Below are 25191 nucleotides of genomic sequence, written 5' to 3' on the forward strand. Positions count from 1 at the left end.
TGGACCTCCCTGTTCAATTGGCAATGCGCTCACTGGCTGTTCCCGGGCTCCGGAGGAGGCACTTCGCCAACCCCCAATCGTCTGGCCGCCCAGCGCTCGTAAAGACCGATGGCGACATCCGCCCCGGCCATCGCGGTCAGGCAGCCGAAGGCGCCGGCGGTCCAGATCGACAGTCCGGCGGCGTACAGCAGCATGATGGTCGACACGCCACAGACCATGCAGGCCCCGGAGCGCAGTACCAGCCGCCGCAACAGCGACCAGCCGCGGGCGCCTTCCTTGTCGGCGCGCCACATTTCGCCGGACACGCCGCCGATCACGGCCAGCACGATGACCAGCCAGATAGGCATGTCCGCCAACGCTTGTTGCTCGCTCGTCATGTCACGCCTCCTGCAATAAAAAAAGGCCACTCATTGGCCGGTGATGGTTTGGCTTGTTTTTCAAGATAAGGGGTTCTCGACGAAGCCCATGTTCGGTGGGCATTCCAAAAAGCCCGGCTCATACCAGGCACTTTGGTAATGCCGGCGTCCGTTCCGGCCCCGCACGCCCTTGGGGCGAACATGGGATACGCGAAACGGACACCCGATCCTTCGGCGCGACTGGCGCGGTACGAATCAATTCAAATTGTTCTTCCGACCGCGGTCCCTGCCCGCCGGATAACTGTTCACGGTGCTTTACGCTGCACACCCGGGTCAGTTGCCAACCCTCTGAACCGTCAAGGCCGGTTCATCGCTGCCTGTTCTTTGAAGCGGTACGACTAAAGAGCTTCGGGGTCATCCCCTGGCATCGCTGCCCTTGGCTGGCCTTTCCGGCCGGCTTGGAGCAAATAATATGCATGTATGCATATACAGTCAATGCATAAATGCATTTATTTTTGCACGACAAATGCACAAGCGCATGGAAGCCGCGCCGATCAAGGGCTGGGGCTTTTTTGCAGGCGAAAAAAAACCCACATCGCTGTGGGTTTTTTCCGAGTCAGAGAGCGTTAACGGGCGTACATGCCCCACCAGAAGACGTGGCCGAGGATGGTGATCTGCTCTTCCTGGATTTCCTGGAAGCTGTAGTCTTCATCCGGGTGCTCGTCGCGATTGAAGCTGCGCAGGCGAATACCGGTCGGCAGGCGATAGAGCTGCTTCACCCGCAGTTGGCCGTTATGGTTGATCGCGTAGAGATCGCCATCGACGATGTCGCCAATGGCACTCTTGCCGGCGTTGACCCCGACCGTGGCGCCATCACGCAGCACCGGCAACATGCTGTTGCCACGCACGGTCACGCACTTGGCCTGGTCGAACTGCACGCCGTTGTGACGCAGGCTGCGCTTGCCGAAGCGCAGGCTGGCCTTCTCGCTTTCCTCGATGACGAATCTTCCTGATCCAGCAGCCAATTCAACCTCGCGAAGAAAGGGCACGGACACCTCGTCGTCATTGACGGGGGTGTCGTCGTCCCACAGGCTTATATCCTTGAGTTCAGAGTGCAGCGGGCCCTGTTCCTGGTCACGGGCGGCACCGATATCGGCACGGCCACGCAACTGGTCAGTACTGACCTGGAAATACTCGGCGATCTTCGAGATGTGTTTGTCCGAAGGGTCGACGATCTTCCCGCTGAGTATCCGCGACAAGGTGGATTGGGGCACGCCGGTGCGCCGGTGAAGCTCCGTGGGGGAGATCCCGTGGCGGTCGAGCAGTGCTCGGAGGACGGTAGAAACGTTGCGTATTTGCATAATGCGCATATTGATGGGGCTTTTCTTGAATAGCAAATGCTAATTTGCATACCCTACGCATAAAATTTCTCATCGACAACAGGCTGCGATGCCTTCTGCCCTATCTCTTGAGCGACCTAAGGAAACTCTGAAAAACACTTCCAAATTTGGGGAAATACCCGTCTCATCCACACTGAACGGTTGATCCCAATGAAACAAATGCCATTCGCCAATGCTGAGTATGTCAGTAAACGCAAACAGACCTGGCGTGAGCGATTCCTGATTGAGATGGATCAGGTCGTGCGCTGGAAGGGCCTGATTGCCTTGATCGAACCATATTATCGAAAAGGTGAAGGCGGCAGTCCGGAGTACTCGCTGATGACGATGTTGCGGGTTCATCTAATGCAGAACTGGTTCGGCTACGGCGACCCGATGATGGAGGAAGCACTCTACGAAACAACAATCCTGCGCCAGTTTTCAAGGCTGCTCCTGGACCAGATTCCCGATGAAACGACGATTCTCAACTTTCATCGGCTGCTGGAAAACCATTGAGTTTGCCAGTGGGATTTTACAGATCATCAACGGTTATCTGGGTGATAGTGGCCTGATGCTGCACCAAGGCACAATGGTCGATGCCACGATTATTCACGCGCCGAGCTTGACCAAGAACAAAGAGGGCAAGTACAACCCTGAGATGCATCAGACGAAGAAAGGAAACCAGTATTCCTTTGGGATGAAAGCGCACATCCGCGTCGATGCAGACTCCGGCCTAGTCCCTAGCCTGGTGGGCACGGCGGCGAATGTGGTAGATATGACGCAGGTCAATCAGTTGCTGCAGGGTAAAGCAACGAATACCGCATGCATAAATAGCCGAAAACAGGAGTTGCTCATAGCAGAGATAGAAACGAGAACACCGTTTTTCTGGCAGCATCCGAGAAAGGCTTGAGATAATCACTGCCAATAATGACTCTACTCAAAAACGTCCCAAAGCAGACACAGAACTCGAAATCGCCCTCAAAACCAGAAACTTCCGAAAGATTATCACCTGATGCAAGTGCAACGAACACCTAAACCACGGACATTGAGAAAAACACCATCTCATGATATCATTTAATAAATTTAACATAAAAATCAACCCCAAAAGTCAACGCCATAAACTTCGGCGAAAAACTTTAGAAAACATCATATAAAAGGACTAAAAATTCATGGGACTACTGAGGACCCTACTAGCAATATCAGTCATATTTGCACATTCATACGGCTTTGTGCTTGTTGGCGGACAAATCGCAGTCCAGATATTTTACATGATATCCGGTTTCTTGATATCATTCATAATAGTAGAAAAAAAATCCTACTCGACACTTAAAGATTTCTACCTAAATCGATATCTTCGCATATTTCCAACCTATGCAATCATAGCAACACTGACGCTCCTTTGGTTCTTCCGCACAAAATACACTATTTTTTCGACGCATACCATTCAAGCTCTCTAAGCGCCTCATTAATATTAGCAATATCAAATATTACAATTTTCTTCCAAGACTGGGTCCTTTTTCTCGGAATAAAAGACGGTTCCTTGGGTTTTGCCTCCCAATTCAATAAAGACGGACTGAACCTATACCAGGGTCTATTATTACCTCAAGCTTGGACACTCGGGGTCGAATTGTCATTCTACCTTATAGCCCCGTTTATTCTGCCACGAAAAAAAATCCTGATTGCGATACTACTTTCCTCATTAGCCCTACGGTACTACATAGTCTCGATAGGACTAGGATTTAAAGATCCTTGGACATACCGCTTCTTCCCTACTGAACTGGCGCTTTTTTTGATGGGCGCACTATCTCACCAAATACTAATGCCTCTATACAAAAGAAAAATAAAAAATATAAAACTTTACTCAAGCGCTTCCACTTGGCTGCTACTTTTATTGGTTTCAACATACTTCCTGATCCCCATTGAAAGCGAATTAGCGAAAGGCTGTGCACTCATTCTAATAGTTTTTGCCCTCATGCCTCTTGCATTTTTTTATCAAGGAACAAGCAAAATGGACCAATGGATTGGGGAGCTAAGCTATCCACTATACATAGTCCACATGTTCGTAATTTACGTCCTGTCATCATACAGACATAAAATAGGCTTTATGCATGACCAACTGTATTTTTCTTATACATGCATAGCACTGAGCATTGCCTGCTCAATCTTGATAAACAAAAAAATATCCACCCCTATGGAAAAAATAAGAACAAAACAACGCAAACAGGAAAACCCTCCAGACGCTGCCTAATATTCGAAAAAATTAAGTGACCGATAAACCCTGCACAAATCAGAAAACCAAAATCGGTCACGAACACAAAAAATCAAATAAAAAACCATATCGACTGAAGCAGTCGACTTATAAATTTATTAAAAAATTAATAAAACAATATACACCTCACAGCTTTAAACATATCACTTTTATTTCGCCGAAATCCTCAACCTAAAACATCCTACCTTTCCCCGTACTCCATTCAGCGATCAGATGCAACAACCTTATCTTCTTAACGTTTAACCACGCTAAAAAACACTGTTGATTTAAGGGTCGTTGACCCCAGATTCTCTATACTGAAGAACAGCGACGGCGAAACCCCTGTAATCATCAGGATTGGTTCGCTGACAGAATCTTCATCCAAGACGGAGTGGAGGATCGTGAAAAATTTCCTGAATTTTGACACGCAGGATCTTGCCGTGATGATCGGATCTGCATCGCTGCTTGGTGCTGCCACAAACATGGCATTTAGCATGGCGCTCAGCTCGCCACCCCCAAAGGCCATTGCTGTAGCCCTGACTGCCGCAGGCTTCATAGGCGGCAGGATTATCTCGTCTCGACTGCGAAAGCAGCGCCATGGTTGAGATTGTCACTGCCTTCTTTGGCTACCTAGATCAAATTATCGTCGGGTCGGCAGTGCTTGGCTTTGTCTCTCATAATTTGATTTGTGCTGTGCGGCGTATCCCAGACGCTTTGAATAATGCTTTTTTGAAGAGTTTTTCGGCAGCTAGCATTCCAAATGGATTGGCTTTTTTGATGTGTGCTTTCTTCCCAGAATTTACCTCAAAAATTCAAGGTGCCACATTTGCTTTTGCATTGGCAGGAATGGCTCTCATAACCGTATCAGCTAAAGACTTGTTCAAGGCAGCATCTGCGGCAAACTGAGCTACATACAAACCTACAGAGAAGCCCGGCCTAGCGCCGGGCTTCTTGTTTCTGCCCTACTGACACACCTCTCGTACGTACGCCTGCAACGCCCTCAAGGCTGCTTGGTCTGCGATGATTCGGGCGCGGATATCGAAAACAGTCTGTCCAGCAGTTGGAGCGAGTTCGACGGAGGCTGCATCGCCCAGGCCGGAGGCGCTGGCGGCCTGGGGCACGACGCTGCCACTGGAAGCGACTGAACAGGCTGCCGCGATACGCAGCCGGCGCTGGCCAGAAGCAACATCAGCATGAAGCTTTTCATTATCAGTCTGCGAAACGCCGTACAGCCGGCGTAGCAAATCGTTTTTGGCCAGAGCATCGGCTTTCTCCTGGGTAGATTTTGCATCGAGGTCGGCCAGCGCCTTCTGCGCGACCTGTTGTTGCTCAACAGCCTGCCGGGCCTGGGCGGCGCCGGCTGTAGCGATCGAGGAAAGATCAGCCTGGTAGGCGGCGCCCTGCTCGGCCAAGCGCTTGCCGTAGGCGTTTGCCTGCCACTCCCATGCAGCACCAGCACCGGCGCCGATGAGCGCCAGAGCCAGTACCATGTATCCGGCTTGTTCAACGCGGTGGTCGACCTGCAGCAGCGTGTCACCACGCTCGAAGGCGGCGGCGGTCCTGTCGACCCTGGCACGGATGGCGCGCTGGTAGACGGCGCAGGAAACACACTGGTCGATGGCCAGGGAAACCACCTCATATCTGGAGCATGAAATGGCGAACATTCAGCACACAGTCACCGGTGCGGGCGCGCCGGCAACAAAGCCCCCGAGTATCGGGGCGCACTACACGGACATCACCACCGGCAAGCGGTGGATACCTGACCGGTCAGCGCATTGGTGACATCCTGGCCATCCGGCTATCGGATATCAGCGCCGAGGGCATCGCATTCAAGCAGGAAAAGACCAGTGCAAAGCTGCTGGTGCAAATGACTCCAGACCTTGATGACCTGATCGCCAGGGTGAAGGCGCTACCAAGGAAAATCCGAGACCTGACCCTTTTTTGCTCCCCTCGCGGCGGAAAGCCCGTCCACTACAGCTCGGTCAAGGACGCCTTTGCGATCAGTTGCAAGAAAGCTGGCGTGGAGGATGCGAGCCTTCATGACCTGCGTGCCAAGTCGCTTTCCGATACCGATGATCAGGGCAATGACGCGCAAAAACTTGGCGGTCACACAGACGCCAAGATGACGCAGCGATATCTGCGCCTGCGAAAAATCAACATTGGCCTGCCGCCAACAATGCCTAAAAAATCCCTGTAGTATTAGACAGATGTGAATTGTCAAATAGACAGGCAGAGCCGAAAGCCCCGTATGACAGACCTTTCAAGCCACACCCCGATGATGCAGCAATACTGGCGCCTGAAGAACCAGCACCCCGATCAGCTGATGTTCTACCGCATGGGCGACTTCTACGAGATCTTCTATGAGGATGCAAAGAAGGCCGCCAAGCTGCTGGACATCACCCTGACCGCACGCGGGCAGTCAGCCGGGCAGTCGATTCCGATGTGCGGGATTCCGTTTCACTCCCTCGAAGGCTACCTGGCCAAGCTGGTGAAACTCGGCGAATCGGTGGTGATCTGCGAGCAGATCGGTGACCCGGCAACCAGCAAGGGCCCGGTGGAGCGTCAGGTGGTGCGGATCATCACTCCCGGCACCATCAGTGACGAAGCGCTGCTCGACGAGCGCCGCGACAACCTGATCGCCGCGGTACTGGGCGACGAGCGCCTGTTCGGCCTGGCGGTACTGGATATCACCAGCGGCAACTTCAGCGTGCTGGAGATCAAGGGCTGGGAAAACCTGCTGGCCGAGCTTGAGCGGATCAATCCGGTGGAGTTGCTGATCCCGGACGACTGGCCGCAAGGCCTGCCGGCGGAAAAACGCCGTGGCACGCGTCGACGCGCACCGTGGGATTTCGAACACGACTCGGCCCATAAAAGCCTCTGCCAGCAATTCGCCGTGCAGGACCTCAAGGGCTTCGGCTGCGAAACCCTGACCCTGGCCATCGGCGCCGCCGGCTGTCTGCTCGGGTATGCCAAGGAAACCCAGCGCACCGCCCTGCCGCATTTGCGCAGCCTGCGCCACGAGCGCCTGGACGACACCGTGGTGCTCGATGCCGCCAGCCGGCGCAACCTGGAACTGGATACCAACCTTGCCGGCGGGCGCGACAACACCCTGCAGTCGGTGGTCGACCGTTGCCAGACCGCCATGGGCAGCCGCCTGCTGACCCGCTGGCTGAATCGTCCGCTGCGTGACCTGAAGATCCTCATCGCGCGCCAGACCTCTATCGGCTGCCTGCTGGAAGGCTACCGTTTCGAACGGCTGCAACCACAGCTCAAGGAAATCGGTGATATCGAGCGGATTCTCGCCCGGATCGGCCTGCGTAACGCCCGGCCCCGTGACCTCGCGCGGCTGCGTGATGCCCTCGGGGCCCTGCCGCAGTTGCAGGATGCGATGCTCGAACTCGATGCCCCGCACCTCAAGCAACTGGCCACGACCACCAGCACCTACCCGGAACTGGCGATCCTGCTGGAGCGGGCCATTATCGACAACCCGCCCGCGGTCATCCGCGACGGTGGCGTGTTGAAGACCGGCTACGACGCAGAACTCGACGAACTGCTGTCGCTCAGCGAAAACGCCGGACAATTCCTGATCGATCTGGAAGCCCGGGAAAAGGCCCGCACGGGCCTGGCCAACCTCAAGGTCGGCTACAACCGCGTGCACGGCTACTTCATCGAGCTGCCGAGCAAGCAGGCCGAGTCGGCACCGGCCGACTACATCCGCCGCCAGACCCTCAAGGGCGCCGAGCGCTTCATCACCCCGGAACTCAAGGAGTTCGAAGACAAGGCGCTGTCCGCCAAGAGCCGGGCGCTGGCTCGGGAGAAGATGCTCTACGAAGCCCTGCTGGAAATGCTCATCGGCGAATTGCCACCGCTGCAGGACACCGCCGCCGCGCTGGCCGAACTGGATGTGCTGAGCAACCTCGCCGAACGTGCGCTGAACCTGGACCTCAATTGCCCACGGTTCGTCGACGAGCCATGCATGCGCATCGGCCAGGGTCGCCATCCGGTGGTCGAGCAGGTCCTGACCACCCCGTTCGTCGCCAACGACCTGGCACTGGACGACAACACCCGCATGCTGGTAATCACCGGCCCGAACATGGGCGGTAAATCCACCTACATGCGCCAGACCGCATTGATCGTGCTACTGGCCCACATCGGCAGCTACGTGCCCGCCGCCAGTTGCGAGCTGTCGCCGGTGGACCGGATCTTCACCCGGATCGGCTCCAGCGACGACCTGGCCGGTGGTCGCTCGACCTTCATGGTGGAAATGAGCGAAACCGCCAATATCCTGCACAACGCCACCGAACGCAGCCTGGTGCTGATGGACGAAGTCGGCCGTGGCACCAGCACCTTTGACGGCCTGTCCCTGGCCTGGGCCGCCGCCGAGCGGCTGGCGCACCTGCGGGCCTACACCCTGTTCGCCACCCACTATTTCGAACTGACGGTGCTGCCGGAAAGCGAACCGCTGGTCGCGAACGTGCACCTGAACGCCACCGAGCACAACGAACGTATCGTCTTCCTGCACCACGTGCTGCCCGGCCCCGCCAGCCAGAGCTACGGCCTGGCAGTGGCACAATTGGCCGGCGTACCGGGCGATGTGATCCGCCGTGCACGCGAACACCTGAGCCGCCTGGAAACCACCAGCCTGCCCCATGAAGCCCCGGTGGCCAAGCCCGGCAAGCCCGCGGTGCCGCAGCAGAGCGACCTGTTCGCGAGCCTGCCGCACCCGGTGCTCGACGAACTGGCCAAGCTCGACCTGGACGACCTGACGCCGCGCCGTGCACTGGAAATGCTCTACACCTTGAAGACACGGATCTAACGCAGACGGCTGCAAGCTGCTAGAATCTCGCGCGGTTTGGGAAGCTGCGGGCTATTAGCCTGGTTCGCAGAGCCGTTCCCAAACCCTGCGAGCCCATCCTGATAGGGTTATCGCTGCCGCCGCCTGAGGAGAAAATTAGAAATGACCTTCGTCGTCACCGACAACTGCATCAAGTGCAAGTACACCGACTGCGTAGAAGTCTGTCCGGTGGACTGCTTTTACGAAGGCCCGAACTTCCTGGTGATTCACCCGGATGAGTGCATCGATTGCGCACTGTGCGAGCCAGAATGTCCCGCCGTGGCCATCTTCTCCGAAGATGAAGTCCCAGAGGACATGCAAGAGTTCATTCAACTGAACGTCGAGTTGGCCGAGATTTGGCCGAACATCACCGAGAAAAAGGAATCGCTGCCTGACGCCGAAGAGTGGGATGGCGTCAAGGGCAAGATCAAGGATCTCGAACGCTGACGTTCTGCGTGCTGCCAAAAAAGGCCCGTTGCGGGCCTTTTTGCATTTTCGGGTCAGGGCCGGCACTTTTCTGCAGGCAAAAAAAAGGGGCGGTGTAACCCGCCCACATTTTTTCCCTAGTCCCTTTTTTCCCTTTCATCATCCTGATGAATCGCATCCTGCGATGTTCCTCTCAGCGATCTTCCGTGATCGCCGTGTCTATCCGTCGACACAGGGCTGATATTAATGACTTTCCGGACGTCCGCAAGGGGATCGAGCGGCACACGACGACACTTTGATTTTTAAACAGAAATAAAAAATCATTCTATTTCAAATAGTTAAACAGATCGCTCGATAAACTGTTTCGGTACTGATCTTTGATCGCTTACGTAACGCGTAAGCAAAGACTTACACCGCCAGGCAACCAAAACAGAGCTTCTGGGTTTCTGAAGGTCTGAGAAAATCACCGCCCTTGCGTGCCTCAACGAGGGTCAGGAGTAGACATGAAAGGTGAAAGGTTTTTTCGGGTCATACGTCTTGTTCAGGGTGTCAGCAGCAGGCGTCGTATCGAATTTGCTCCAGGCATCGACGAACTGGACATAGGGTGTTTGTTCATTATCGAATAGAATAACCGCATTGAAGTCATGGTTACGCTCGAAAAGAGCGCCGGAGTAGTCTTCAACGCCGACGACAAAGGATGTTTCGCCACTTTCCGCATGCCGCCGAAGAATTTCTTCCTGCACTTGCTCGATCGACTCAAGACAGTGGGAGTTTTTCAGTCTATGGCCAAATATGACTCTATGAACCGTATCACTCTCTGTCCCCCAGAAAAACAGCCCGGTATTCCCTACTCTAAGAATATTTTCCCCTCGGGTGGCATTGAAGTGCAAGGCTGCGGCCAACAAGGAGCAGTTTCCGGAATAGTTGACCCTGGTATTGTTCACAAATGCCGCCATATTATTCACGGTCTCCAGATCAATCCGCTCAGGCAGACAGCAGGGGTTGTCCTCGACATACAGGGCGCCCTTGATCTTTTCCACATCCTTTTCCACCGAAGGCCACAATTGCCTGCCGCCTATATCATCGGCAACTTTCTGACTTGCGAAATCCAGGGAACCGACACCACCCACAAGTTTCATGTTTTTCCTCTACGCAGATTCGAGTATTTCCAGAACCTACCGCACCAGCGAAAAACAAAAATACGATAAATCGCTCCTTGCCAAAACAACCAAAGCTGGGTGTTCCATGAACACTTGAGATAATTAAAAAGCAAACAGCAATAACTCTATTTTCTTGGCGGCCCCAACCCGCACAGTCACGCAGCAGGCAGATTGGCCCTTGACCGGACATTCAAATGATAAATATTATCATTATCACAAAATCGGTCAGGTGTCGTCGTGACGCAATCCCAGTTCAACCAGGTCTTCCTCAGCCAGCGACTCACCTTGCTGCGTACGCTGCAGCGCATGGTGCAAAACCCCAGCACCGCCGAGGACCTGTTGCAGGAGACCTACCTGCGAGTCACCCGGGCGCTGAGCGAACGTCCCATCGATCACCTTGAGCCTTTCGTCTTCCAGACCGCCCGCAACCTCGCGCTGGACCATCTGCGGGCGCGGCGTATCCAGTCGCGTACGTTGCTGGAAGACGTGCCAGCGGAGGTCGTGGAGAGTGTCGCCGCACCGCTGAGTACCCCCGAAGAAGCCACCCATGCCGAACGACTGCTGGAGCGCCTGAGTATGAGCCTTGGCCAATTGACTGCCCGCCAGCAGCAGATCTTCATCCTCAATCGCCTGCACGGCTGCAGTTACCAGGAGATCGCCAAACGACTCGAAGTGTCCCTGAGCACTGTGCAAAAGGACCTCAAGCTGATCATGGCCATTTGCGTCGGGGTAGCTGACCGCCTGGATCACCCGTAAGCTTGCCGCCAGACCCAAGACCTATAAGATCCGCCGCCCACTGATCAAGCGGATCACCGAATCGAACCGTGACAGCGATTGCCGAGGAACACCCGTGACGGACAGCCCCAACCAGCCACCTCCTCCCGAGACCGCTCGACAGGTGTTGCCAGACGACGCCATGGATCAGGCACTGGACTGGCTGATCGTGATGGAGTGCCCGACAGCCACGCAACGTGCCGAATTCGACACCTGGCTTGCCGCCGATCCGGCCCATGCCCAGGCTTATGCCCACGCCAGCGGCGCCTGGAACGCCCAGCCGGTGATCGCCGCCGCCCAGGCCTTGCAGGCGACGACCCGCCAGCGTCCCTCGCTGTCACAGCGCCTGCGCCCCCACTGGAAACCCCTGGCGACCGCCGCCGTGCTGCTGGTCGCCGTGGGCATCTACGGCAACCTGCCGCTGCGCCTGCAGGCCGACCACCTGACCGTGGTTGGCGAGCGCCAGCATCTCCAGTTGGAGGATGGCTCGAAGGTCCTGCTCAATACCAATTCAGCGTTTTCCAGCCGTTTCACCGACCAGCAGCACCTGGCCCGACTCTACAGGGGCGAAGCATTTTTCGAGGTGTCCGGCCAACGCGAACAGCCGCTGGAGATCGATGCAGGTCCGGTCCAGGCCAGCGTGCGGGATACCAGCTTCGCCGTGCGCTACCTGGACGGTGAAGCGCAGGTGCAGGTCCAGCGTGGCAACGTCGACCTGCGCACCCGCGATGACAGCGCCCATCTGCGCTTGTCCGCCGGCAGCAGTGTGCGGATCGGCCCCCACGGTTTCGGTCGTCCGGAAAAGCTCGATGCCCAGAAGGACCTGGCCTGGATCCAAGGCCGCCTGGTGTTCGAAAACTGCCCGATGGGCCAGGTGCTGGCCGAACTGCGACGCTACTACCCGGGCTGGATCGTCAACAACAACGAGCAGTTGGCCAAGGTCACCGTCACCGGCAACTACCGCCTGGACAAGCCGCTGGACGTGGTCCGCTCACTGGCCCACATCACCTCTGCGCGAATCTCGGAATACCCGGCCGTGGTGATTCTCAACTAGTTACAAATATTTTTACTCGATAGCCATCGATAATTCGTCTCGTCATAGCCAATGCAAGTGATTCTCATATCGAATCGCGTCGCAACTATAAGTTTCGAATACCGGAGCGCTCTCGATGCCCACTCGTTTCACCTCCAAGGCCGGCAGCGGCGGCCTGCAACAGTGCACCCTGTCCCTGCTCACCGTCGCCGTGCTGCTCGCTGGAGCCCAGGCAACGCCGGTACTGGCGGCCACCGACAACCCCCAACCGGCGCACAGTCTGGGCAACTACAACTTTTCCATTGCCCAGCAGCCCCTGGTCTCGGCACTGAACGCCTTCACGTCAGTGACCGGTTGGCAGATCGGCCTGCCCGCCGAACTGGGCCAGGGTGTGGCATCGCCGGGCGTGCGCGGCGCACTGACACCGGAGAAGGCCCTGGAACAACTGCTGAACGGCACCAACCTGAGCTACCGCAAGCTCGGCGAGAACAATGTCGTGCTGGAAAAACGTGCCAGCAGTGCCACCCTCAACCTGCAGCAGGTGACCATCAGTGCCACCCGTCAGGAACAGGACGTGTCCTCGGTCCCCAACACCGTCACCGTGCAGGACCGCCAGCAACTCGATCGGCAGAACGTGAACAACATCAGGCAACTGGTGCGTTATGAACCGGGGGTTTCCGTCAGCGGCGCGGGCCTGCGGGGTGGTGGTATCAGTGGCTACAACATCCGTGGCATCGACGGCGACCGGATCCTGACCCAGGTCGATGGCGTCGAGATCCCGGACAGTTTCTTCAACGGGCCCTACGCGCAAACCCATCGCAACTACGTCGACCCGGAAATCGTCAAGCGCGTGGAAATCCTTCGCGGCCCGGCCTCGGTGCTCTATGGCAGCAACGCCATCGGCGGCGCGGTCAGCTACTACACCCTTGATCCCAGCGACATCATCAAGCCCGGCGAGGACGTGGGTGCCCGCCTGAAGACCGGCTACAGTTCCGCCGACAACAGCTGGCTGACCTCAGGCACCTTCGCCGGCCGCAGCGGTGACTTCGACGGCCTGCTGCACCTGAGCCAACGCAACGGCCGCGAAACCGAATCCTACGATGACACCGGCGGCACCGGGCTGAAACGCACCGAGGCCAACCCGGAAACCAACCGCACCAGCAACGTCTTGGCCAAGTTGGGCTGGAACTACAACGATGACTCGCGCCTGGGCCTGACCTATGAGCGCTACAAGAGCGATGTCGACACCAACCAGCGCAGCGCCGTGGGTGGACCGTTCAGCAACGGCACGGGAGTCGGCATGTATCGCTCGCGTACCGGCAACGACACCGTCACCCGCGAACGCTTCGGCATCGAGAACAGCTTCGGCCTGGACAGCGCCGTGGCCGATCACGTCAAGCTGAGCCTGAACTATCAGACCGCCAAGACCGACGAGAGCACCCTTGAGGACTACTTCCCCTTCGTGCGTCGTGTGATGCGCAGCCGGAACACGCTCTACAAGGAACAGCAATGGGTACTCGACGCCCAGGCGGACAAGGCCTTCAACCTCGGTGAAACCGATCACCTGTTGACCTACGGCACCACGATCAAGCAACAGAAAGTCACGGGCTCGCGTAGCGGCAGCGGCACCTGCCTGGCGGTGAGCAGCGTGCCAGGCCAGGGTTGCACCACGGTTGGCGGCAACAGCCCGCTGGATCGCCTGGTGAAATCCAGCGACTTCCCCGATCCGACCATCAATACCTACTCGCTGTTTGCCCAGGACCAGATCAGCTGGAACAAGTGGACCTTCCTGCCTGGCCTGCGCTACGACTACACCCAGCTCAAGCCACACATCACCCAGGAGTTCATCAACACCATCACCGCAGCGGGCGGTGGCGATATCGATGGTTCGAACAAGACCTGGCACCGCGTATCGCCCAAGTTCGGCCTGACCTACGCCCTGACCGACCAGTACACCTGGTACGGCCAATACGCCGAAGGGTTCCGCACCCCATCCGCCAAGGCACTGTACGGTCGCTTCCAGAACGGTACCACCGGCTATAACGTCGAACCCAACCCGAATCTGGAACCGGAAAAAAGCAAAAGCTACGAAACCGGCCTGCGCGGTCGATTCGATACCGGCTCTTTCGACGTGGCGCTGTTCTACAACCAATATCGCGACTTCATCAACGAAGACGCGGTCGCTCCCGGCTACAGCGAACTGACCTTCCAGACCAACAACATCAAGCACGCCACCATCAAGGGCGCAGAGGTCAAGGGGCGCCTGAACCTGGACGCTTTCGGCGCACCGCAAGGGCTCTACACCCAGGGTTCGCTGGCCTATGCCTATGGTCGCAACAACGACAATGGCGAACCGATCAACAGCGTCAACCCGCTCACCGGCGTATTCGGCCTGGGCTACGACCAGGAGCACTACGGCACGCTGCTCAGCTGGACCCTGGTCAAGCGCAAGGACCGGGTGGACGACACCACCTTCAACGCCCCCGACGGCCTGACCAGCAGCAAGCAATTCAAGACCCCGGGCTATGGCGTGCTCGACCTGACCGGTTTCTACAAGGTCACCGACGACGTGACGGTCAATGCCGGCCTGTACAACCTGACCGACAAGAAATACTGGAACTGGGATGACGTGCGCGGCTACGACGGCGTGGGCGAAGCCGGCGTGCTCAGCCCGGCCAACCTCGACCGCCTGACCGCTCCGGGTCGCAACGTCTCGGTGAACCTGATCTGGGATATCTGAGCCCCCCACACCTCACCCGAACCAACAGCAGGGTGAGGTTTTTTTACTGTGGCGCGTCTCCTTGTTCGTCTAGTAACTGAAAGCGCCTCTCATTCCCAAGGACTCCGTGATGACCTCCCAGGACACTACCCAACGCCCAAGCCTGCGCTCCCAGCGCCTGAACCAGATCACCCACGAACCACACAGCCAGCTCGACCAATTGGTGAAGGCCCACGCGCCCTTCGAGACCCCGGCCAACTTCGCCCGTTTCGTCGTCGCTCAGTACCTGTTCCAGTCGGAACTGGTTGCGCTGTACAACGCCCCTGAACTGATCGCCCTCATCCCCGACCTGCCGGCGCGCTGCCGGGCCGAAGCGGCCAAGGCCGACCTGGCGGACCTGGAAACCGAAGTACCGGAACCCGTGGCCGGCGCCGTGAAGAACCCGAGCAAGGCCGAAGCCCTGGGCTGGATCTTCGTTTCCGAGGGCTCCAAGCTCGGTGCGGCGTTCCTGATCAAGCGGGCCGTCGGCCTGGGCCTGAGCGAAACCTTTGGCGCCCGTCATCTGGGCGAACCGGCGGGTGGCCGTGCCGAGGGCTGGAAAAGCTTCATCAAGACCCTCGACGGTCTGGAGTTCAGCGCCGAAGAGGAAGCGGCGGTGGAAAAAGGCGCCATCAATGCGTTCGTGCGCTTTACCGTGCTGCTGGAACAGGCTTACGCATCGGCGCCTGAGCTGGCCTGAGTGATTCGGGTTTGCCTGGGGGGCCTTCGGTGATTTCGGGGGCCTCTTCGCGGGCAAGCCCGGCTCCTACAGGGATACGTCGTACACGGATCCTTAGTACGACACGAAACTGTAGGAGCCGGGCTTGCCGGATCGCCGGACCGCCGCGAAGAGGCCCGGAAGGCCCCCTACCATGCGAATGAAACACCAGGCTTGAGACAAATCGCCCAGCGCACCACAATTGAAACCATGACCAGCAAAACGCCCTCGTCGTCCAAACTCGCCCGCATCCTGTTCGGCCTGCTCGCCTATGTCAGCCTCGGCATCGGCCTGATCGCCATCGTCGTGCCCGGCCTGCCGACCACCGAATTCATCCTGCTGGCCGCCTGGGCCGCCACCAAGAGTTCACCGCGGCTGAGCGCCTGGCTGGAGAACCACCGGCTGTTCGGGCCGATCCTCAGCAACTGGCGCAACGGCAAGATCATCGCCCGCCGGGCCAAGGTCAGCGCCACGGTCAGCATGCTGCTGTGCGCGACGCTGATGCTGGTGATGCTCGAACACCACTGGCCGATCTACCTGGCCATTGCCGGGATGACCCTCGGCAACCTGTGGATCTGGTCCCGCCCAGAGCGCCTGCCGAGCACCGAACTGCCCTGACGCCGGCACTGACGCCATCGCCAGCCAGACGGCGTCCACCTCAGTCATCGCACCTGGCCTACAATCATCGGTGGGCTTTCCTGCAAACATCGACAGCCCCGAATATTTGCGCTGCAATGTCCTTTCTCATGGAGGGCCTTTCGATGACCGCTCTGCTGACATCCATTCAAGCCGCACTCGAGCTACCCGCCTCTTCCCCTGACTTCACCGAATCCGGCGCGCTGCCCTCGGCCTTCGCCGTCACGGACCTCGCCAGCGCCAGCCTGGCGGCCGTGGGCCAGGCAGTGGCCGAACTGCGCCGACAACAGACCGGAGAGAGTCCGGGGGTTAGTGTCGATCGGCGCCTGGCTTCCTTCTGGTTCGCCAGCTCCCTGCGCCCCATCGGCTGGAGCCTGCCGGCGCCCTGGGATCCGATTGCCGGTGATTACGCCACGGCCGATGGCTGGATTCGCCTGCACACCAACGCCCCCCACCATCGAGCCGCCGCCGAGCGGGTGCTGGGGCAGGTCAGCGACCGGGCGGCGATGGCCAAGCGGGTCGCCCTCTGGAACAAGGGCGAACTGGAACAGGCGGTCATCGACAGCGGTGGCTGCGCCGCCGAAATGCGTTCCTGGGACGATTGGAAAAGTCATCCCCAGGGCTTGGCGGTGAATGCCGAGGCGCTGATCCAACGCAGCTTCGACGATGATCAGAGAGTCCGCGTCTGGACCGGTTCGGCGGCGCAACCGCTGGCAGGAGTCAAGGTCCTCGACCTGACCCGTATCCTTGCCGGCCCGGTTGCCAGCCGCATGCTGGCCGGGCTCGGTGCTGATGTGCTGCGAATCGATCCACCCGATTGGGAAGAACCGAGCCTGGTGCCGGAAGTCACCCGCGGCAAACGCTGCGCCCGCCTGAACCTGCATGACAGCACCGACCGGCAGACCTTCGAGCAGTTGCTGGGCCAGGCCGATATCCTCCTGCATGGCTATCGGGCCGACGCCCTGGAGCGACTTGGCTACGCCGCGCAACACCGTCGGCAACTGGCGCCGGGGTTGATCGACATCAGCCTGAATGCCTATGGCTGGAACGGCCCGTGGCGCAACCGTCGCGGTTTCGACAGCCTGGTGCAGATGAGCTGCGGCATCGCCGAGGCCGGACAGCGCTGGCAACAAGCGGATGTGCCGACGCCCTTGCCCGTACAGGCGCTGGACCATGCCACCGGCTACCTGATGGCGGCCACGGCGATCCGTGCGCTGACCGAACGGCTGCACAGCGGACGCGGCGGCTCAGCCAGGTTGTCGCTGGCGCGCACGGCGAAATTGCTGGTGGAGCACGGAACGGTCAACGACACGCAGCCCCTGCGCCGGGAAACCGCCCGGGACCGTAGCACCTGGATCGAGTACACCGCCTGGGGCCCCGCGCATCGCCTGATACCCCCACTGAACATCGAGGGGACGCCGTTGCACTGGCAATTGCCCGCCGGGAAGCTGGGCATGCAGCCGGCCAAGTGGTGAGAGGGAGGGCTGGCAATGACAGAGCCAGCCCTCTTACTTCCAATTCATTCAAATTCCGGAAACAATTAAACCCGCCATCAACTTTTTCAACTCAAGGCGCCACAAACTTTCAAATTGGCGACACCTATTACTCAAAAACTTCTTATGATTTAAATAAAACCTTAAAAATCAAACACATAAAATAAATTAAATACACCTGCTCAATAAGCTCAAGTTATTCCCCCACGATTAAATTCCCCCAATAACCTGATCCATATCATCTCCCTCCTCGACTTACCGCCCTACGCTGAAGCCTCACTTTTCCTGAACTGGAGTCAGGCAATGGCTGAGTCTCCCGGAAAACTACGTTTAGGCGCACTGGTTGCGCTGGTAGTGGGCTCGATGATTGGCGGCGGAATCTTTTCCCTGCCACAAAACATGGCCGCCAGTGCGGATGTCGGTGCGGTGTTGATCGGCTGGGCCATTACCGCCGTGGGCATGCTGACCCTGGCCTTCGTGTTCCAGACCCTGGCCAATCGCAAGCCGGACCTGGACGGTGGGGTCTACGCCTACGCCAAGGCCGGCTTCGGCGACTATATGGGCTTCTCTTCGGCCTGGGGCTACTGGATCAGCGCCTGGCTGGGCAACGTCGGTTACTTCGTTCTGCTGTTCAGTACCCTGGGCTACTTCTTCCCGATCTTCGGCGAGGGCAATACCGTCGCAGCGGTGGTCGGCGCCTCGTTGCTGCTGTGGGCCGTGCATTTCCTCGTGCTGCGCGGCATCCACGAGGCGGCGTTCATCAACCTGGTGACCACCGTCGCGAAGGTGGTCCCGCTGCTGCTGTTCGTGCTGATCGCGCTGTTCGCCTTCAAGCTGGAGATCTTCACCGCCGATATCTGGGGCGTGAAGAACCCCGGCCTGGGCAGCGTGATGAACCAGGTGCGCAACATGATGCTGGTCACCGTCTGGGTGTTCATCGGCATCGAGGGGGCGAGCATCTTCTCCTCACGCGCGCAAAAGCGCTCGGACGTGGGCAAGGCCACGGTCATCGGATTCGTCAGCGTGCTGCTGTTGCTGGTACTGGTCAACGTACTGTCGCTGGGGATCATGACCCAGCCCGAACTGGCCAAGCTGCAGAACCCGTCCATGGCCGCGGTGCTGGAGCACGTGGTGGGTCACTGGGGCGCGCTGCTGATCAGCATCGGCCTGATCATCTCGCTGCTCGGCGCCCTGCTGTCGTGGGTGCTGCTATGCGCCGAGATCATGTTCGCCGCCGCCCGCGACCACACCATGCCGGCGTTCCTGCGCCGTGAGAACGCCAACCACGTGCCGGCCAACGCCCTCTGGCTGACCAACGCCATGGTGCAGATCTTCCTGGTCATCACCCTGTTCTCCGCCAGCACCTACCTGTCGCTGATCTACCTGGCCACCTCGATGATTCTGGTGCCCTACCTGTGGTCGGCGGCCTACGCGGTGCTGCTGGCGGTGCGCGGCGAATCCTACGAAAACGCCCTCGGTGAACGCCGCAAGGATCTGCTCATCGCCGCCATCGCCCTCGTCTATGCGATCTGGCTGCTGTACGCCGGCGGCATGAAATACCTGTTGCTGTCCGCCCTGCTCTACGCCCCTGGCGCGCTCCTGTTCGCCAAGGCCAAGCACGAGTTGGGCAAACCCATCTTCACCGGCGTCGAGAAGCTGGTGTTCGCAGCCGTCGTAGCCGGCGCACTGCTCGCCGCCTATGGCCTCTACGCCGGCTTCCTGACGCTGTAACAGCCTGTTTGTTCTATCTGGAGGATCTGCAATGACCACGGAAAAAGTGAAGTACGGCGTTCATTCCGAAGCCGGCAAACTACGCAAGGTGATGGTGTGCTCCCCCGGCCTGGCCCACCAGCGGCTGACCCCGAACAACTGCGACGAACTGCTGTTCGACGATGTGCTCTGGGTTGCCCAGGCCAAACGCGACCATTTCGATTTCGTCACCAAGATGCGTGAGCGTGATATCGACGTGCTGGAGATGCACAACCTGCTGACCGATATCGTCGGTCAGAAGGAAGCGCTGGACTGGATTCTCGAACGCAAGCTCACCGCCAACCAGGTCGGCCTCGGCCTGGTCCACGAGGTCGGCTCCTGGCTGCGCAGCCTGGAGCCGCGCAAGGTCGCCGAATTCCTGATCGGCGGGGTTTCTGCCGATGATCTGCCCGACAGCTTCGGCGGTAAAACCCTCTCGATGTTCCGCGACTTCCTCGGCCACTCCAGCTTCATCCTGCCGCCGCTGCCCAATACCCAGTTCACCCGCGACACCACCTGCTGGATCTACGGCGGAGTGACCCTCAATCCAATGTACTGGCCGGCGCGACGCCAGGAAACCCTGTTGGCCACCGCCATCTACAAGTTCCACCCGGAATTCGTCAACGCCGACTTCCAGGTCTGGTACGGCGACCCGGATCAGGACCACGGCAACGCCACCCTCGAAGGTGGCGACGTGATGCCGATCGGCAACGGCGTGGTGTTGATCGGCATGGGCGAGCGCTCCTCGCGCCAGGCCATCGGCCAACTGGCGCTGAACCTGTTCAAGCACCAGGCGGTGGAACGGGTGATCGTCGCCGGCCTGCCGAAATCCCGCGCGGCCATGCACCTGGACACCGTGTTCAGCTTCTGCGACCGCGACCTGGTGACCATCTTCCCGGAAGTGGTGAACCAGATCGTCGCCTTCAGTCTGCGCCCCGACGAAAGCAAACCCGGCGGCATCGATGTGCGTCGCGAGGAAACCGGTTTTCTCGACACCGTCGCCAAGGCCCTCGGCCTCAAAGCCCTGCGCGTGGTGGAAACCGGCGGCAACAGCTTCGCCGCCGAGCGTGAACAGTGGGACGACGGCAACAACGTGGTGGCCGTGGAGCCCGGTGTAGTGATCGGCTACGACCGCAACACCTACACCAACACCCAACTGCGCAAGGCCGGCGTCGAGGTCATCACCATCAGTGCCGGCGAACTGGGACGAGGACGCGGCGGCGGCCACTGCATGACCTGCCCGATCGTCCGCGACCCCATCGACTACTGAGCGAGATTCAAAGCCCGTCCCTGCTCCTTGTAGGAGCCGGGCGGGAAAGACCGAACCATCGCGACAACGACCGTTATCGAGGAGATCCACACCATGGCTTTCAACATGCGCAACCGCAGCCTGCTGAGCTTGATGCACCACACCACCCGCGAACTGCACTACCTGCTCGACCTGTCCCGCGACCTCAAGCGCGCCAAGTACACCGGCACCGAACGCCCGCACCTGCAGGGCAAGAACATCGCGCTGATCTTCGAGAAAACCTCGACCCGCACCCGCTGCGCCTTCGAGGTCGCGGCCCACGACCAGGGCGCCCACGTCACCTACATCGACCCGGTGTCGTCGCAGATCGGCCACAAGGAAAGCATGAAGGACACCGCCCGCGTGCTGGGCCGGATATTCGACGCCATCGAGTACCGTGGCTTTGCCCAGGAGATCGTCGAGGAACTCGCGCAGTTCGCCGGTGTGCCGGTGTTCAACGGCCTGACCGCCGAATTCCATCCAACGCAGATGATCGCCGACGTGCTGACCATGCGCGAGCACAGCGACAAGCCGCTGCATGACATCCGCTACGCCTACCTGGGCGATGCGCGCTACAACATGGGTAACTCGCTGCTGATGATCGGCGCCAAGCTCGGCATGGACGTGCGTGTCGCCGCACCGAAGGCGCTGTGGCCCCACGAAGACTTCATCGCCCAGTGCCAGGCGTTCGCCGAGGAAAGTGGCGCGCGTATCACACTCACCGAGGACCCGGTAGCGGCGGTCAAGGGCGTGGACTTCATCCACACCGACGTCTGGGTCTCCATGGGTGAGCCGGTGGAAGCCTGGGACGAGCGTATCGAGCAGTTGCTGCCGTACCAGGTCAACAGCCGACTGATGAAGGCCGCGGGCAATCCACGGGTGAAGTTCATGCACTGCCTGCCGGCCTTCCATAACAGCGACACCAAGGTCGGCAAGGATATCGCCGCGCGTTATCCGCACCTGGCCAATGGCGTGGAAGTGACCGAAGAGGTGTTCGAGTCGCCGGCCAACATCGCCTTCGAACAGGCGGAAAACCGCATGCACACCATCAAGGCGATCCTGGTGGCGGCCCTGGCAGATATCTGACCTGTAGGAGCGGGCTTGCCCGCGAAGCCTTTGGCGGCCCCAAGCCTGCTCCCACGAAAACCGGCCACACCGCTCTCGAAGAAGGACTTGCACCATGCGTATCGTCGTAGCCCTGGGCGGCAATGCCCTTCTGCGTCGTGGTGAACCCATGACCGCAGACAACCAACGCGCCAATATCCGCATCGCCGCCGAGCAGATCGCGAAAATCCATCCCGGCAACCAACTGGTGATCGCCCACGGCAACGGTCCGCAGGTCGGTCTGCTGTCGTTGCAGGCGGCCGCCTACACGCCGGTATCGCCCTACCCGCTAGATGTGCTCGGAGCGGAAACCGAAGGCATGATCGGCTATATCATCGAACAGGAACTGGGTAACCTGCTGGACGTCGACGTGCCCTTCGCCACCCTGCTGACCCAGGTCGAGGTCGACCCTGCCGACCCGGCTTTCCAGCAGCCGAGCAAACCGATCGGCCCGGTCTATACCCAAGCCGAGGCCAAACGGCTGGCGGCGGAAAAAGGCTGGAGCATCGCCCCCGACGGTGAGCATTTTCGTCGGGTGGTCGCCAGCCCGAAACCGCAACGTATCTTCGAGATCCGTCCGATCCAGTGGTTACTGGAAAACGGCAGTATCGTGATCTGCGCAGGCGGAGGTGGGATTCCGACGATGTATGACCACAACCGCAAGTTGCAGGGTGTCGAAGCGGTGATCGACAAGGACTTGTGCTCGGCGCTGCTGGCCCGGCAACTGGAAAGTGACCTGCTGGTGATCGCCACCGACGTCAGCGCGGCCTTTGTCGACTGGGGTAAGCCAAACCAGAAAGCCATCGTCCAGGCGCACCCCGACGAACTCGAAAAACTTGGTTTCGCCGCCGGTTCCATGGGCCCAAAAATCGAGGCCGCCTGCGAGTTCGCACGCCAGACCGGCAAGGTCGCGGTGATCGGCTCACTGGCGGATATCGAAGCGATCGTCCAAGGTAAAGCGGGGACCCGGATCAGTACCGCCCGGCCCGGCATCGTTTATTCATGAGAACCTTCGGGGCAGGCCAGGGTCTGCCCTATTGACACCTGGTAAGGAGACACCGCCATGGCCCAGTTCGAGCCCGGTCACCTGCACACCGAACGGCACGCCCTGAACAAGGACGATTTCAGCTACAACCTGTGTATCGACTACGAGCTCGCCCAGGATCCGCGCGAAGGCCAGGGCATGCAATTCAGGTTGCACGGCACCATCGAGGGCAAGCCGCTCGACGAGACATTCTTCCTGGCCAAGGACCAGGCCTTCGACTTCGCCCGCTATGCCAGCCGTATCGCCCAGCAGCATGGCCTGCCCAAGAGCGCCAATATCGCGTCGATGCACAAATACTACGACGAGATGTTCGAGGATGTACGCGCGCAGCTTCACGTCAAATCCGGCGACCCGATGAAGCCCGAGCACCTCCAATAGCGCGTGTCCCCACCCACGCCGATCATGCACGTGGGAAGCCTCCGGCAGAGATGGCATAATTGCGCCCTTCTCGCCCGGAACCGTAGCCCGTCCCATGCGTATCCACGTCAGCTTCATCGACCGCGTTGGCATCACCCAGGAGGTCCTGGCGCTGCTCGGTGGGCGCAACCTGAACCTGGATGCGGTGGAGATGGTTCCGCCCAACGTCTACATCGATGCGCCGACCCTCAGCCCGCAAGTGCTGGAAGAACTGCGCGACGCGCTGTTCAGCGTCCGTGGTGTGCAAGCGGTGACGGTGGTCGACATCCTTCCCGGGCAACGCCGGCACCTGCAGCTCGATGCCTTGCTCGCGGCCATGACCGATCCGGTCCTGGCCCTGGACAGCCAAGGTCTGGTACTGCTCGCCAACCCGGCGATGATCGCCTTGTATGGACGTGAGCCGGCGGGCGAAAGCATCGCCGGACTGTTCGCCGACCCCGGCCTGCTGGATGCCCTGCTGGAAAACGGCTTTCGCCTGCCGCTGCGGGAGATCACCGTCAACGGCCAGACCCTGCTGCTCGATGCCACGCCGATCACCGACGCGGGCGCCCTGCTGACGCTGTATCAACACAATCGGATCGGTGAGCGCCTGTCCGCACTGCATCACGACCATGCCGAAGGTTTCGACTCGTTGCTCGGCGAGTCCGTGCCGATTCGGACCCTCAAGGCCCGGGCACAAAGGGTCGCGGCGCTGGATGCACCGTTGCTGATCCAGGGCGAAACCGGCACCGGCAAGGAACTGGTCGCGCGTGCCTGTCATGCCATCAGCGCCCGTTACGGTGCACCGTTCCTCGCCCTGAACTGCGCGGCACTGCCGGAAAGCCTCGCCGAAAGCGAGCTGTTCGGCTATGCCCCCGGTGCCTTCACCGGCGCCCAGCGCGGGGGTAAACCGGGGCTGATGGAGCTGGCCAACCAGGGCACGGTGTTTCTCGACGAAATTGGCGAGATGTCGCCGTATCTGCAGGCCAAGCTGCTGCGGTTTCTCAATGACGGCAGCTTTCGCCGGGTCGGCGGTGACCGCGAGGTCAAGGTCAACGTGCGCATCATCAGCGCCACCCACCGAGACCTGGAGAAGATGGTCAGCGAGGGCAACTTTCGCGAAGACCTGTTCTACCGCCTCAACGTGCTCAACGTCGAAGTACCGCCACTGCGCGAGCGTGGCCAGGACATCCTGCTGCTGGCGCGCTACTTCATGCAGCAGGCCTGCACGCAGATCCAGCGCCCGGTCTGCCGGCTCGCGCCCGGGACCTACCCGGCGCTGCTCGGCAACCGCTGGCCGGGTAACGTCCGCCAGTTGCAGAACGTGATCTTCCGCGCGGCGGCGATCTGCGAGAGCAGCCTGGTGGATATCGGCGACCTGGACATCGCCGGCACCTCCGTGGCGCGCCAGAGTGACGGCGAAATCGAAAGCCTGGAACAGGCGGTCGAGGATTTCGAACGTGACCTGCTGGAAAAGCTCTACGCCCAGTACCCCTCGACCCGCCAACTGGCCAACCGTCTGCAGACCTCCCATACCGCGATAGCCCATCGCCTGCGAAAATACGCAATCCCCGGAAAACCCTGAGGAACCTGTAGGAGCCGGGCTTGCCCGCGAAGAGGCCAGTAGGGACACCAAAAGCTTCGCGGGCAAGCCCGGCTCCTACAGCAAACCAGTCCAGAAGCGACACCCATCTGTGCTGAAAACGATACAGCGGAACGATTTCGCTACACACGCACGCGTCCCCTGTCTGACAAGGCTTTGATCCTGTTGCGCTTTTTCCGGCCGCCAAGGCTGTA

At 59.4% G+C, this 25191-nt stretch carries 22 protein-coding genes and 2 pseudogenes; 20 read left to right on the forward strand and 4 right to left on the reverse strand.

Annotation, left to right across the window (positions count from 1 at the left end; all coding sequences use genetic code 11):
- Positions 1 to 29: 29 nt before the first annotated feature.
- Positions 30 to 377 (reverse strand): phage holin family protein, encoded by a 348-nt coding sequence (locus BLU37_RS00615; RefSeq protein WP_010451186.1) that lies wholly within the window; start codon positions 375 to 377, stop codon positions 30 to 32.
- Positions 378 to 982: 605 nt separating this feature from the next.
- The gene (locus BLU37_RS00620) at positions 983 to 1726 is read right to left on the reverse strand and encodes a LexA family transcriptional regulator (protein WP_026007711.1); all 744 of its coding nucleotides are present in this window, start codon (positions 1724 to 1726) and stop codon (positions 983 to 985) included.
- 180 nt (positions 1727 to 1906) lie between these two features.
- On the opposite strand from BLU37_RS00620, the pseudogene BLU37_RS00625 reads away from it, so the two are divergent.
- From BLU37_RS00625 to BLU37_RS28940, 5 genes and pseudogenes are all read left to right on the forward strand, one after another.
- Positions 1907 to 2546: pseudogene (locus BLU37_RS00625) on the forward strand (IS5 family transposase); the annotation flags it as partial.
- A gap of 355 nt (positions 2547 to 2901) precedes the next feature.
- Positions 2902 to 3189, forward strand: a complete 288-nt coding sequence (locus BLU37_RS29760) for an acyltransferase family protein (protein WP_090201925.1) — start codon at positions 2902 to 2904, stop codon at positions 3187 to 3189.
- Positions 3132 to 3980, forward strand: a complete 849-nt coding sequence (locus BLU37_RS29765; protein WP_157696356.1) for an acyltransferase family protein — start codon at positions 3132 to 3134, stop codon at positions 3978 to 3980. Before BLU37_RS29760 ends, BLU37_RS29765 begins: the two co-directional genes overlap by 58 nt.
- A gap of 401 nt (positions 3981 to 4381) precedes the next feature.
- Entirely contained in the window at positions 4382 to 4585 is a 204-nt protein-coding gene (locus BLU37_RS28935; RefSeq protein ID WP_157696357.1) for a hypothetical protein, read from the forward strand.
- Entirely contained in the window at positions 4578 to 4886 is a 309-nt protein-coding gene (locus BLU37_RS28940; protein ID WP_157696358.1) for a hypothetical protein, read from the forward strand. Before BLU37_RS28935 ends, BLU37_RS28940 begins: the two co-directional genes overlap by 8 nt.
- Before the next feature lie 56 nt (positions 4887 to 4942).
- On the opposite strand, the gene BLU37_RS29395 is transcribed toward BLU37_RS28940, so the two are convergent.
- On the reverse strand, positions 4943 to 5644 hold the full coding sequence (locus tag BLU37_RS29395) for a lysis system i-spanin subunit Rz (RefSeq protein ID WP_232000449.1): 702 nt from the start codon (positions 5642 to 5644) through the stop codon (positions 4943 to 4945).
- 92 nt (positions 5645 to 5736) lie between these two features.
- Between BLU37_RS29395 and BLU37_RS00655 the strand changes: the two are divergent.
- The 3 genes and pseudogenes from BLU37_RS00655 to fdxA all read left to right on the forward strand — a co-directional run.
- Positions 5737 to 6177, forward strand: a pseudogene (locus tag BLU37_RS00655) (tyrosine-type recombinase/integrase); the annotation flags it as partial.
- 51 nt (positions 6178 to 6228) lie between these two features.
- Positions 6229 to 8796, forward strand: a complete 2568-nt coding sequence (gene mutS, locus BLU37_RS00660) for a DNA mismatch repair protein MutS (protein WP_090201929.1) — start codon at positions 6229 to 6231, stop codon at positions 8794 to 8796.
- Between the two features lie 141 nt (positions 8797 to 8937).
- Positions 8938 to 9261, forward strand: coding sequence for a ferredoxin FdxA (gene fdxA / locus BLU37_RS00665; protein ID WP_003222178.1), 324 nt, complete (start codon positions 8938 to 8940; stop codon positions 9259 to 9261).
- 470 nt (positions 9262 to 9731) lie between these two features.
- Here fdxA and BLU37_RS00670 read toward each other — a convergent pair whose 3' ends face one another.
- Positions 9732 to 10379, reverse strand: coding sequence for a T3SS effector cysteine hydrolase SpvD family protein (locus BLU37_RS00670; protein ID WP_090201930.1), 648 nt, complete (start codon positions 10377 to 10379; stop codon positions 9732 to 9734).
- Positions 10380 to 10637: 258 nt separating this feature from the next.
- Between BLU37_RS00670 and BLU37_RS00675 the strand changes: the two genes are divergently transcribed.
- The 12 genes from BLU37_RS00675 to BLU37_RS00730 all read left to right on the forward strand — a co-directional run bounded on the left by BLU37_RS00675 (position 10638) and on the right by BLU37_RS00730 (position 24979).
- Positions 10638 to 11156, forward strand: a complete 519-nt coding sequence (locus tag BLU37_RS00675; RefSeq protein ID WP_090201931.1) for an RNA polymerase sigma factor — start codon at positions 10638 to 10640, stop codon at positions 11154 to 11156.
- 94 nt (positions 11157 to 11250) lie between these two features.
- Entirely contained in the window at positions 11251 to 12228 is a 978-nt protein-coding gene (locus BLU37_RS00680; protein ID WP_090201932.1) for a FecR family protein, read from the forward strand.
- A gap of 115 nt (positions 12229 to 12343) precedes the next feature.
- Complete coding sequence (locus tag BLU37_RS00685; protein ID WP_090201933.1) at positions 12344 to 14947, forward strand: TonB-dependent receptor; 2604 nt, start codon at positions 12344 to 12346, stop codon at positions 14945 to 14947.
- A 109-nt stretch (positions 14948 to 15056) separates the two neighbouring features.
- A complete protein-coding gene (locus tag BLU37_RS00690) occupies positions 15057 to 15665 on the forward strand; it encodes a biliverdin-producing heme oxygenase (protein ID WP_090201934.1) in 609 nt (202 codons plus the stop codon).
- A 228-nt stretch (positions 15666 to 15893) separates the two neighbouring features.
- The gene (locus BLU37_RS00695) at positions 15894 to 16301 is read left to right on the forward strand and encodes a YbaN family protein (protein WP_026007713.1); all 408 of its coding nucleotides are present in this window, start codon (positions 15894 to 15896) and stop codon (positions 16299 to 16301) included.
- 143 nt (positions 16302 to 16444) lie between these two features.
- Complete coding sequence (locus BLU37_RS00700; protein WP_090201935.1) at positions 16445 to 17794, forward strand: CoA transferase; 1350 nt, start codon at positions 16445 to 16447, stop codon at positions 17792 to 17794.
- A gap of 321 nt (positions 17795 to 18115) precedes the next feature.
- A complete protein-coding gene (arcD, locus tag BLU37_RS00705) occupies positions 18116 to 19543 on the forward strand; it encodes an arginine-ornithine antiporter (RefSeq protein WP_090201936.1) in 1428 nt (475 codons plus the stop codon).
- A gap of 31 nt (positions 19544 to 19574) precedes the next feature.
- Positions 19575 to 20831 (forward strand): arginine deiminase, encoded by a 1257-nt coding sequence (gene arcA, locus BLU37_RS00710; protein ID WP_090201937.1) that lies wholly within the window; start codon positions 19575 to 19577, stop codon positions 20829 to 20831.
- A 93-nt stretch (positions 20832 to 20924) separates the two neighbouring features.
- On the forward strand, positions 20925 to 21935 hold the full coding sequence (locus tag BLU37_RS00715) for an ornithine carbamoyltransferase (protein WP_090201938.1): 1011 nt from the start codon (positions 20925 to 20927) through the stop codon (positions 21933 to 21935).
- Between the two features lie 94 nt (positions 21936 to 22029).
- On the forward strand, positions 22030 to 22959 hold the full coding sequence (gene arcC, locus BLU37_RS00720; protein WP_090201939.1) for a carbamate kinase: 930 nt from the start codon (positions 22030 to 22032) through the stop codon (positions 22957 to 22959).
- 57 nt (positions 22960 to 23016) lie between these two features.
- Positions 23017 to 23376: a DUF5064 family protein gene (locus BLU37_RS00725; RefSeq protein ID WP_010451160.1), complete on the forward strand. Its 360-nt coding sequence runs from the start codon at positions 23017 to 23019 to the stop codon at positions 23374 to 23376.
- 94 nt (positions 23377 to 23470) lie between these two features.
- On the forward strand, positions 23471 to 24979 hold the full coding sequence (locus tag BLU37_RS00730) for a sigma-54-dependent transcriptional regulator (RefSeq protein WP_090201940.1): 1509 nt from the start codon (positions 23471 to 23473) through the stop codon (positions 24977 to 24979).
- The last annotated feature ends 212 nt before the right edge of the window (positions 24980 to 25191 follow it).

Source organism: Pseudomonas asplenii (genome assembly GCF_900105475.1).
GTDB lineage: Bacteria > Pseudomonadota > Gammaproteobacteria > Pseudomonadales > Pseudomonadaceae > Aquipseudomonas > Aquipseudomonas asplenii.